This window comes from Actinomadura sp. KC06 (assembly GCF_004348735.1).
Taxonomy (GTDB): domain Bacteria; phylum Actinomycetota; class Actinomycetes; order Streptosporangiales; family Streptosporangiaceae; genus Spirillospora.
In genome coordinates, this window is the sequence record NZ_SMKT01000108.1 from 19,324 (window position 1) to 30,354 (window position 11,031).

At 73.2% G+C, this 11,031-nt stretch carries 7 protein-coding genes; 2 read left to right on the forward strand and 5 right to left on the reverse strand.

From position 1 onward, the window contains the following. The first annotated feature begins 30 nt into the window (after window positions 1-30). On the forward strand, window positions 31-984 hold the full coding sequence (gene galE / locus E1287_RS28845; RefSeq protein ID WP_131968302.1) for a UDP-glucose 4-epimerase GalE: 954 nt from the start codon (window positions 31-33) through the stop codon (window positions 982-984). Continuing rightward, window positions 981-2,144: a galactokinase gene (gene galK / locus E1287_RS28850; RefSeq protein WP_131968284.1), complete on the forward strand. Its 1,164-nt coding sequence runs from the start codon at window positions 981-983 to the stop codon at window positions 2,142-2,144. The genes galE and galK overlap by 4 nt, the downstream gene beginning before the upstream one ends. Here the strand turns inward: galK and E1287_RS28855 are convergent. From E1287_RS28855 to E1287_RS28875, 5 genes are all read right to left on the reverse strand, one after another. Beyond that, window positions 2,122-4,797 carry a hypothetical protein gene (locus E1287_RS28855; protein WP_131968286.1) on the reverse strand — a complete coding sequence of 892 codons (2,676 nt, stop codon included), beginning with the start codon at window positions 4,795-4,797 and terminating at the stop codon, window positions 2,122-2,124. The genes galK and E1287_RS28855 overlap by 23 nt on opposite strands. After that, on the reverse strand, window positions 4,784-6,577 hold the full coding sequence (locus tag E1287_RS28860) for an HSP90 family protein (protein WP_131968288.1): 1,794 nt from the start codon (window positions 6,575-6,577) through the stop codon (window positions 4,784-4,786). Before E1287_RS28860 ends, E1287_RS28855 begins: the two co-directional genes overlap by 14 nt. A 117-nt stretch (window positions 6,578-6,694) precedes the next feature. Continuing rightward, window positions 6,695-9,415, reverse strand: a complete 2,721-nt coding sequence (locus E1287_RS28865; protein WP_131968290.1) for a tetratricopeptide repeat protein — start codon at window positions 9,413-9,415, stop codon at window positions 6,695-6,697. Beyond that, window positions 9,393-9,785 (reverse strand): trypco2 family protein, encoded by a 393-nt coding sequence (locus E1287_RS28870; RefSeq protein ID WP_131968292.1) that lies wholly within the window; start codon window positions 9,783-9,785, stop codon window positions 9,393-9,395. Before E1287_RS28870 ends, E1287_RS28865 begins: the two co-directional genes overlap by 23 nt. A gap of 128 nt (window positions 9,786-9,913) precedes the next feature. Beyond that, window positions 9,914-10,903 (reverse strand): malate dehydrogenase, encoded by a 990-nt coding sequence (locus tag E1287_RS28875; RefSeq protein WP_131968294.1) that lies wholly within the window; start codon window positions 10,901-10,903, stop codon window positions 9,914-9,916. Window positions 10,904-11,031 lie beyond the last annotated feature (128 nt).

Here is an 11,031-nt window from a genome sequence, read left to right on the forward strand (position 1 = left end):
TCACAGTGTCGCTCCATGGGAGGTCCGTTCGTGAAGCTGCTCGTCACCGGAGGCGCAGGCTACGTCGGCAGCGTCGTCTCCGCCCTGCTCCTGGAGGCGGGACACGAGGTCGTCGTGCTGGACGACGTGTCCACCGGGCACGAGGACAGCGTCCCGCAAGGCGCCCGGCTCGTGCGCGGCACGCTGCGGGAGACGGCGGCCGACGTGCTGGCCGGAGCCGGGTTCGACGCCGTCCTGCACTTCGCCGCGAAGTCCCTGGTGGGCGAGTCGGTGGAGAAGCCGGGCCTGTACTGGGACAAGAACCTCGGCGAGTCGCTGGCGCTGCTGGAGGCGATGCGGCTGGCGGGCGTCCCGCGGATCGTGTTCTCCTCGACGGCCGCGGTCTACGGGGAGCCGGAGTCGACGCCGATCCTGGAGACCGACCCGACCCGTCCGACGAACCCGTACGGGGCGTCCAAGCTGGCGATCGACACGGCGCTGGCCGAGTACGCGCGGCTGCACGGCATCGGCGGGGTGTCGCTGCGGTACTTCAACGTGGCGGGCGCGTACGGGCGGCTCGGCGAGCGCCACACCGTGGAGACGCATCTGATCCCGAACGTGCTGAAGATCGCGCAGGGGGACGGCGACGCGGTGAAGCTGTTCGGCGACGACTACCCGACGCCGGACGGCACCTGCATCCGCGACTACATCCACGTGACCGACCTCGGCCGCGCCCATCTGCTCGCGCTGGACGCCTGCGCGCCCGGAACGCACCAGATCTTCAACCTGGGCAGCGGCACGGGCAACTCCGTCAAGGAGGTCGTGGACGTGTGCCGCGAGGTCACCGGACGCGAGATCCCGGCGGAGGTCGCGCCGCGCCGCCCCGGGGACCCGGCCGTGCTGGTCGCCTCGTCCGACAAGATCCAGGCGGAGCTGGGCTGGAAGCCGGAGCGCGACCTGCGCACCATGGTCGACGACGCGTGGACCTTCCTGCGGTCGCGATGAGCGATCGGCTCAGGGCCGGGTTCGCGGCGGCCTATGGGCGGGAGCCGGAGGGCGTCTGGCACGCGCCCGGACGGGTCAACCTGATCGGCGAGCACACCGACTACAACGACGGGCTCGTGCTGCCGTTCGCGCTGCCGCTCGGCGTCTCGGCGGCCGCGGCGCGGCGGGACGACGGCGTGATCGAGGTCCGCTCGCACCAAGCCGGTGAGCCTGTGACCGCGCCGGTCGACGGCGGGACGGTCGTCTCGGAGGGGTGGCCGCCCGAGCGGGCGTGGGCGGCGTATCCCGTCGGTGTCGCGCGGGTGCTGCGCGAGCACGGCGCGGGCGGCGCGTCGCTGCTGATCGACTCCGATCTGCCGCAGGGGGCAGGGCTGGCCTCGTCGGCCGCGCTGGAGTGCGCGACCGCGCTGGCGCTCTGCGACCTGCACAACGTGGAGATCGACCGTCCGGCGCTGGCCCGGCTGGCGCAGCGTGCCGAGAACGAGCAGGTCGGCATGCCGTGCGGGCTGATGGACCAGTCGGCGTCCCTGCTGTGCGAGGACGGGCGCGCGCTGATGCTCGACTGCCGCAGCGGCCTGTCGGCGCAGGTCCCGTTCGACCCGGCGGCGTCCGGGCTGACGCTGCTGGTGGTCGACACGCGCGCCTCGCACGCGCTGACCGGCGGTGAGTACGGCAGGCGGCGCGCCGAGTGCGAGGAGGCCGCGGCGCTGCTCGGCGTTGCCGCGCTCCGCGACGTGAAAGACCTCGCGGGCACGCTCGGGACGCTGCGTGATCCCGTGCTGCGGCGGCGCGTCCAGCACGTCGTCACCGAGAACCACCGGGTCGAGGCCACGGTCGGGCTGCTGCGCGCCGGGGCCGTCCCGGACCTGGGCGCGATGCTGAACGCCTCGCACCTGTCCCTGCGCGACCAGTTCGAGGTCTCCTGGCCCGAGGCCGACACGGCCGTCGACGCGGCGCTGCGGGCGGGCGCGCGGGGCGGGCGGATGGTCGGCGGCGGCTTCGGCGGCTCGGTGATCGTCCTGGCCCCGGCCGCGAAGGCCGGACGGGTCCGGGACGCGATCGCCGCCGCCTACGCCAAGCGCGGCTGGACGGCGCCGGAGTTCCTCGACGCCGTCCCGTCCGGCGGGGCCGCGCGGGTCACCGCTCCATGGCGGCGGTGATGTCGTCGCGGAGCCTGGCGGCCTCCTCGGCGGGGGCGGTCTCGTCCAGGGCCGTGAAGCCGTCCACGGCGGCGGATGCGGCCGACGCCGCCTCCGGCAGGCGTCCCACCTGGGCGAGGATGCGGGCCTGGTCGTAGGAGACGAGCGCGGTCTCCCAGACGCGGGCCGGCTCGTTGTCCGGCGGCAGGCCGGCGAGCGCGGTGCGGGCCGCGTCCGCGACGGTCACGGCCGCGTCGGCGTCGCCCGTCCACAGCAGGGACATCGCGCGGCGGCGTCGGGTGCGGACGACGCCGTACGGGTCGCCCGCCTTCTCGTACGCCTCGGCGGCCTCGGCGTACCGTTCGGCGGCCTGGCCGTCCAGGTCGAGGCTCGTCAGGACGTCGGCGGCCTCGTTGAGGAAGTGCGCGACGGCGTCGTGCCGCCCTTCGCGCGCGGCGTCCTGGGCGAGGGACGTGAACGACGCGGCGGCGTCCTCCTCGCCCAGCTCCTTCTGCGCGTGCGCGAGGATCAGCCGGCAGCGCCGCTCCGCCTCGCCGTCGCCGGGCGCCGTGAGGCCCGCAAGCGCCTCCTCGGCGGTCTCGGCCGCCTCCAGGTGGCGGCCCGCCGACAGGTAGGCGGCGGCGAGGTCGACGCGGAGGTGGATCGCCTGCTCGTGCAGGCCCTCGGCCGTCCAGCCCGCGATGGCCTCGGCGAGGTCGGCGGCGGCGTCGGCCGGACGCTCCAGCGCGAGGAGCGCGAGCCCCCGCTCGGAGTGCGCCGCGGCCCGCATCGGCGACGGGCCGGACAGCGCGGCGAGCCCCTCGTCGATCAGGGTGATGACCTCGTCGTCCGGGCCGCTGGGGAGCCGGGCCAGCGTCCGCGCGAGGAGGAGGACGGGCGGGGCGGCCTGCTCCGGGTCGTCGGACGCGCGGGCGGCGTCGGCGGAGCGGCGCAGCGCCGCGACCGCCCCGTCCGCGTCGGCGGACATCAGCAGCGCCTGCCCGCGCAGGAACCAGAGCTCGCCCGCGCTGTCGGGATCGTCGTCCGGGTCCACCCGGTCGAGGGTCGCCAGCGCGTCGGCGGGACGGTCGAGCTCCACGTACGCCGTGGCGAGGCGCAGCAGCGAGCCGGTGGCGTCGCCCTCGCCGGTCGGGTTGCTCGTGAAGTGCCCGGCGGCGGCGATCATCTCGTCCAGGCCGCGCGGGTCGCCGAGGCGGGCGTGCATCGCGCCGAGGCGGCCGAGCGCACGGTGCCGGCGCGTCTCGTCGCCCAGCTCGCTGAACAGCCGGTACGTCTCCTCCCAGCATTCGGCGGCGGCCTCCCGCTCGTCGGCGACGGCGTGCTCGACGCCCTTGCCGTCCAGGCGGCGGGCCTTCTGCAGCGGCGTCGGCTCCGCCGTCTCGGCGAGGACGTCGAACCGCCGCCACGCGGCCAGCGTGCGGGGCATGTCGCGGCGGGTGCGGCGCTGGTCGGCGATGTCGAGGAGCGTGTCGAGGTCGTCCTCGGCGGCCAGGTCGCCGTCCTCGTCCGCGACGGGCCGCGGCGGCGCCGGGGCCTGGGCAGGACGGCGGTGGTGCGCGGCCAGCGGCACGAACTCGGCGGCCGGCTCCGCCTCCAGGACGGCGCGCACCTTGTCGCCCTGGTGGGACGTCTCGTTGCGGGCGTCGAACCGGCCCGCCAGCTCCGTCGCGCGCTCGGCCAGCTCGGTGCGCAGGTCGGGCAGCGGCACGTCCGCCGCCGGGCGGCCGTCCGCCGCGGGACGCCGGACGGTCGCCTCGCCGTGCCCCGCCGCCGCGATCCGCCCCAGGACGAGCGCCGCCGCCGCGCAGAACTCCATCTCCGCGTGGACGCTCGGCGCCCGGTCCAGCCACCCCAGATGCCGCTGGACGATCTCCAGCCCGCGCGCCTCGTTCCCCGTGATCGCGCAGAACTCCAGATGCTCGGCGACATCGCTCAGGTCGGCGAGGCGGGCCCGGTGCACCCGGTAGGCGCGGCGGTGCGCGTCCGCGGCCTGCTCGGCGCGGCCCGTCCGCAGGTACACCGGCAGCATCGCGGTCTGGATCGACTGCGGCTGCTCGTTGCAGGTCAGGGTCGCGTTCAGCACGGGCGCGGCGATCTCGAACGCCTCCTCGTGCCGTCCCGCCTCCACGAGATGGCGGGCCATGCCGGTCGGGTCGCAGCCCTCGCAGTCGGACAGCTCGTCCCGTTCGGCCGCGCGCCACTTCGCGTACCACTCGTCCGCCGAGCCGTCGCCGACGTGCCGCGCCACGACGTTGCGGTAGTGGTACACCGCCTGAAGGCTGTGGCCGCCCGCCTTGTAGCGCCGCTCCATGTCGTCCAGGACGGTGTAGGTCTTGTCGAGCGGGATCTCCGGGAACAGCGTCAGCGAGCTGACGATCGCCTTCATCTGCCACAGCAGGCCGTGCGTCTCGTCGTACCGGCCGGGGTCGCGATCGTGGTCGGCCAGCGACCGGCTGAACGTCGCGAACGCCTTCACGGGCTCGCCGCCGTACCGGTAGGCGTCCGTCAGCCGGACCCGGACGTGGAACGCCAGCACGTCGTCGCCCGTCGCCTCCGCGCGGCGCAGCGCGTCCTCGACCAGGACCGTCTTGGCCTCGCCGTACGGCAGCTCCTGCGACCGCGCCATCAGCGCATAGACGTCATCCGTGCTCACTGGGGGCCTCCGGGGAGTGGACGGCCCATTCCAGCAGGCCGATGAACGAACGGTTCAGCACCGCCGTGTCGGCGGGCCGCAGCGGATGGTGGCCGAGCAGCAGCGCCTGCCCGTACAGGGCCTGGACGGCCAGCTCCACCAGGCCGTCATCGCTGAGCGAGGTGACGCGACGGGTCAGCGGGTTGCGGTGGTTGAGCACCAGCTGCGGACGGTCGACGCCGGTGGTGGCGTTGACCGCGCCGAGGACGTCGGCCCACAGCTCGTCCGCCTCCTCCCGCGCCCGCGTCAGCTCCTCCCGGAACTGCGCGTCGCGGCTGGTCAGATACAGCGCGGGCAGCGACGCCGGATCGAACTCGCGGACCACGACCTCGCAGCCGAGCCGCTCCACCGCCCGCTGCGCCGCCGCGAGGAACGGCCGCAGCCGCAGCTCCGCGGCCGGGTCGAGGACGCCGAACGTGGTCGTCAGCTCCGCCGCGTCCAGCCTGGTCAGGCGGATGTCGGGGTCGAGCGCGGGCAGCCGCTCGATGATCTCGCTGTCGTGGACGTAGCCGCCGTTGACCAGGCCGACGCCCTGCGCGCCCGCCACCGACGACAGCCGCCGGAACTCGTCCACGCTCGGGGTGAACCGGCCGTCCGGGTGGCGGCGGCGGAACTCGTGCAGCGTCATCGGCCCGGCGGACGTCTCGTAGTCGAGCCACCGGTCCACGATCCGCAGCATCTCGTCGTCGTGCAGGGCCATCGCCTTCACGCCGAGCTGATGCAGGCGCAGGAACGCGCGGAGCCGACCCGGGTCGGTCTCCGAGAGCCGGACCAGCCACTGCCGCAGGACGTCGCCGAGACCCTGGCGGGCGGAGTCGAGCAGCTCGTCCTCGTAGAGCGCCTCGCGGCTCGCGGTCGGGCGCAGCTCCCCGGCGTCCACGACGCAGCGGGCGAAGAACGCCCACTCGGGGAGGAGTTTCTCGACGTTCTCGGCCAGCAGCATCCGCTTCAGGTAGACGCGGTGCGCGGCGCGGGCGGCGGGCGAGACCGGCTGCGGCAGGACGAACGCGACGCCCGTCAGCCCGGCCTCCGGCACGTCCAGGTCGACGACGTCGAACGGCGTGAAGCCGTAGAGGTCTTCGCAGTACCGCTCAAGGGCCCGCCGCCGGGACGCCGGGTCGGGATGGGCGACCTGCCAGGGCGGGCCGTCGGCGGTGATCGGCACGCCGTCCACGGTCAGGTCGACCGGGAGCAGCGACCCGTAGGTGCGGGCGAGGTCTGCGACGACCGGCGGGCTGAGCAGCTCCGATGACCCGGGACGCGGCCGCAGCGACACCGTCGTCCCGGGCTGATCGCGCTCGGCGGGCTCGACCCGGTAGCTACCCCCGGAAAGCCCGGTCCAGCGGACCGCGTCGCCGCCCTTCGCGGAGCGGGTCACGACCTCGATCTCGTCGGCGACGAGGAACGCCGACAGCAGCCCGATCCCGAACTGGCCGAGGAAGTCGTGCCGCGCGAAGCCCAGCTCGTCCCGCTTGGACGACCTGCCGATCGTGGCGAGCAGCGTGTGGACCTCGTCGGCGGTGAGCCCGATCCCGTCGTCGTGGACGCGCAGCGTCCCGCCATCGGTCTCGATCTCGACCCGGCCGCCCGCACCGCCTTCCGTGAGCGCACCGCGCGCGGTGATCGCGTCGACCGCGTTCTGCAGCAGCTCGCGCAGATAGACCCGCGGGCTGGCGTAGAGATGGCGGCTCAGCAGATCCACCACGCCGCGCAGGTCGACCTGAAATGCCTGTTCTGCCACCGAGACGCCTCCCCGATCACCTTTACGAGCGATCACACCCTAGCGACCGATACCGACGCCCACAGATCATTTGCACGCTTGGACAACCGGGCACCGCGGAGAGAACAGGTGCTTCCGCTACGGCCGGTGTTCGCCGTCCCGGGGAAGGCTCGCGAGGAGTTCCCGCACTTCACGAACCCTGCTGGGAGCGTCGATCTCGATGAGCAGATCCAGCGCTTCGGAGTAAGCCGGGCGGGCGTCGGAAAGACGTCCGGCATGGCGGTGGACGTCGCCGAGAATGCACAGCATGGTGGCCAGCCCGGCCTTGTTGTCGATCTCGCGATGGAAGTCGACGGCCGGTCTGAGCACTTCCTCCGCGTCGGCGAAACGGCCGAGACCGTCGTAGGCCAGCGCCAGGTGCCAGGCGCACCAGACGACCCCGTCGCGGTCGTCGCGCCGCTCGGCCATCGCCATCGTGCGCTCCAGGACGCGGGCCGCGTCCGCGTGCCGCCCGAGCTGGCGGTGCGCGTCGGCGATGTGCGCGGCCAGCCAGGTCTCGCCTCCGGCGTCGTCCCGGGCCCTGAAGATGGCCTGCGCCTCGGCATAGCGCTCCAGGGCCTGCTCCGGACGGTCGAGATCGCACTGGAAGTCGCCGAAATGGGTCAGTACCCACGCCTCCTTGCCGGGGTCGTCCATGGTGCGGACCACGTCCAGCGCACGCTCGTAGAGCGGCACCGCCTCGGTCGGGCGCCCGAGGATCCGGCGCGCCTCGGCGAGATGGATCAGCGATCCGAGCTCGGCCGGGGCGTCCCCGACGTGCCGCGCCGCCTGGACGGCGAGGTCCTTGACCGCCTCCATCTCCTCCCAATGGGCCCGGTAGAAGAGCAGGCCGTACAGCGACTCCGCGATCCTGACGACGAGTTCGTGCTCCTGCGCGTCCGCCGCCGCCCGAAGGCCCGCCTGGACGTTGAGGGACTCGTGCGCGAACCACGCGATCGCCCCGGCCGGAGGCTGCTCGTGCGCACCGGGCCGCGACATCCATTCGTGCAGGAGATCGCCGTACCAGCTCAGCGAGCGCCGGAACGCCTCGCGCCGGTCGGACGGCGACTCCTCGTCCGCCATCCGCTCCTTCGCATACAGCCGGAGGAGGTCGTGGAGGCGGTAGCGGTCCTCGCCCGCGACCTCGATCAGATGCCGGTCCATCAGTTCCCCGAGCATGCGCTCGGCGTCCTCGTCGTCGACGTCACCGGTGCGCGCGACCACACCGGCGGTGAAGTCCCGGCCCGGCAGGACGCCCAGATGGCGGAACAGCCGCGCCGTGTCGGGCCGCAAGGACCGGTAGCTGAGCTCGAAGCTGCTCCGCACTCCCCTGTCCTCACCTTCGAGGCGAGAGATCCGCCGGGTCTCGTCCATGAGGTCCGACAGGTAGCGTGCCAGCGATCCGCGTCTCATCACCAGCTGGGCGGCGGCGATCCGTATCGCCAGCGGGAGCCCGGCCAGAAGCCGGACGATCTCATGTGCGGACGGCCGGTCGGCGTCCACCGCCTCCGTGCCGACGATCCGCTCGAACAGGCGGAGGCCGTCGGGGTCCGGGAGCGGGTCGAGGCGGAGCCGGTCGGCGCCGTCCACCGAGGCCAGCGTCGTCCGGCTGGTCACGATCACGGCCGTGCCGGGCGACTCGGGCAGCAGCGGGGCCGCCTGCCGCGCCTCGGACACGTTGTCGAGCAGCAGCAGGCTGGGACCCTGCCTCAACCGCGACTGGTACTCGCGGCGGCGCTGCGCGGGGTCGCGCGGCAGTTCCTCGCCCGACAGCCCGAACTCGGCCAGCACCTCCACCATGGCGGCGTCCGCGGTGGCGGCCGCGGCGACGTCCACCCGGATCCGGGCGTGCGTGAACGTGGCGGCGAGCCGGTGCCCGATCTCGTTGGCCAGCTCGGTCTTCCCGACCCCCGCCATGCCGTGGAGGACGACGAGCGGACAGGTCTCGGTCAGCCGGTCGGTGAGCAGCGCCTTCGCCTCCTCGATCGTCTCGTCCCGGTCGGTGAAGTCGGGGAGCGACCTGCGCAGGTTCATATGGCCGGACGGGAACGCGGCGGCGTCGTCCAGGCGCGGAAGATCGATCAGGGCGCCCAGGCCGAGTTCGCGTCCCCAGGGCGTGCGCTGCGTGGCGTCCGCCCAGCGGTCGAGAGGGGCGATGGTGAGGACGGAGCTGCCCTGCGGCGCGTGGTGTTCCGTCACCAGGCCGACCGCGTACGCCCTGCCCGCCGGGCCTTTGGCGAACACGACCGCCCCGGACATCCCCTGCCATTCGCTCAGCCTCTGGCCCCCTCGCCCGCTCCGCCCACCTTGTCCGCCTCGATCGCCTCGGTCGCCGGACGGGCGGGGCATCGACCTGCTGCGCAGCTCCAGCAGGTTCGTGCGCAGGTTGGAACCCGTCGGGATCTCGCCGTCCACCTGGGCGCTCTCCCGCTGCGGGACCGTCCCCGGCTGCCCCTTCCGCTCCTTCCACCTGGGGAAGCCGACCGTCCAGCACTCGTCGATCACGGCTATCCGGGACCGGTCGACGCGGGCGAAACGGACCGGGGGAAGGTCGGCCAGCGAGGGATCTCCGGGCACCGCCAGCAGGGCGATGTCTCCGGCTTCGTCCACCATGACCATCTCGGCCGGATGCTCCGACTCGTCCACCCGGCGGACGAGCAGGACCGCGGCGTCCAGGACGTTGTGCGCCGCCGACAGCACCCACTGCCGTCCGACCAGGAAGCCGGAGCCCACGTTCCACCCGCCGCCGGGGCTGAGGCGCAGCACCTCGACGGCACGGTGCGTGAGCCCGGACCCGTCAGGGCTTGTTCGCGAGACCACGGGTCACCTTGACCGGACGGCCGTCATCGTCGAGCGGCGGTTCCAGCGTCACCGTGACGCGGTGAATCTCCTCCCGCCGGTAAGAAGCGTCGCCGCCCAGTTCCAGGACCCAGAACTTCGCCTTGCCCGACCCCCCGGCCTGCCGCGTGACTCCGACATGGAATTCGAGCTGTATCTGGCCGACATCGAAACCGAACTCCGCGTCCTGCCCGGCCTCCAAAGCCTCCATTAACTCGGCCCGCAGCGCGGCGATGCTTTCGGCAAGTCCGAGTTCACCCATGAATTTCCCCTGTATCCGCAATTCGCTGAGGGTGCGGTGGCGCTCCGGCGACCGGACGCCCGCGTTGCGATCCTCCACGACGTCCGTCACCCAGAGGAACGGCTCGGAGACATACGGCCGGAGAAGGCCAATTCACAGCGGCACGGCGGACGCGAACGAGCCCCGGACCGGCAGGGTCCGGGGCTCGTCGCTCAGGCTCGTCGCTCAGGCTGCAAGGGTCAGATCAGGCCGAGCTTGCGGACGGCCTCGCGCTCCTCCGACAGCTCCGCGACGGACGCGTCGATCCGGCCGCGCGAGAAGTCGTCGATCTCCAGGCCCTGGACGATCTCCCACTTCCCGTCCTTCGTGGTGACCGGGAAGGACGAGATCAGGCCCTCGGGCACGCCGTAGGAGCCGTCCGACACGACCGCCATCGACGTCCAGTCGCCGTCGGCGGTGCCGTTCACCCAGGTGTGCACGTGGTCGATCGCGGCGGACGCGGCCGACGCCGCCGACGACGCGCCCCGCGCCTCGATGATCGCCGCGCCGCGCTTGGCGACGGTCGGGATGAAGTCGTTCTCCAGCCAGCCCTGGTCGTTGACCGTCTCGGCGGCGTTCTTCCCGGCGATCTCGGCGTGGAAGACGTCCGGGTACTGCGTCGCCGAGTGGTTGCCCCAGATCGTCATCCGACGGATGTCGCCGACCGACACGCCCGCCTTCTTCGAGAGCTGCGCGAGCGCGCGGTTGTGGTCGAGGCGCGTCATCGCGGTGAACCGCTCGGCGGGGACGTCGGGCGCGTGCTGCTGAGCGATGAGGGCGTTGGTGTTGGCCGGGTTGCCGACCACCAGGACCTTGACGTCGTCCGCCGCGCCCGCGTTGATCGCCTCGCCCTGCGGCTTGAAGATGCCGCCGTTGGCCTCCAGCAGGTCGCCGCGCTCCATGCCCTTCGTCCGGGGCCGGGCGCCGACGAGCAGCGCGACGTTCGCGCCCGCGAACGCCTTGGCCGGGTCGTCGAAGATGTCGGTGCCGGACAGCAGCGGGAACGCGCAGTCGTCCAGCTCCATCGCGGTGCCCTCGGCGGCCTTCACGGCCTGCGGAATCTCCAGCAGCCGCAGGCGTACGGGTACGTCCGCGCCGAGGAGCTGCCCGGACGCGATGCGGAACAGCAGCGCGTAGCCGATCTGGCCCGCGGCGCCGGTGACGGTAACGGTGACTGGGGTGCGCGTCATTGCCTTCTTCTTCTCTCCTGCTGGGTCCTGAGCCGCCGGCCCGCCGCCGCGCGGGTTCTCTCGCTATCGAGATATTCCGGGTTCAGGCTATCGCGCACCCCCTACCCACCACCCGCCAGGTGCACCAC

What these genes read in the sequence shown, in the direction of transcription:
- E1287_RS28875 (WP_131968294.1), bottom strand. Translation starts at nt 10,903, where the DNA reads ATGACGCGCACCCCAGTCACCGTTACCGTCACCGGCGCCGCGGGCCAG.
- galK (WP_131968284.1), top strand. Translation starts at nt 981, where the DNA reads ATGAGCGATCGGCTCAGGGCCGGGTTCGCGGCGGCCTATGGGCGGGAG.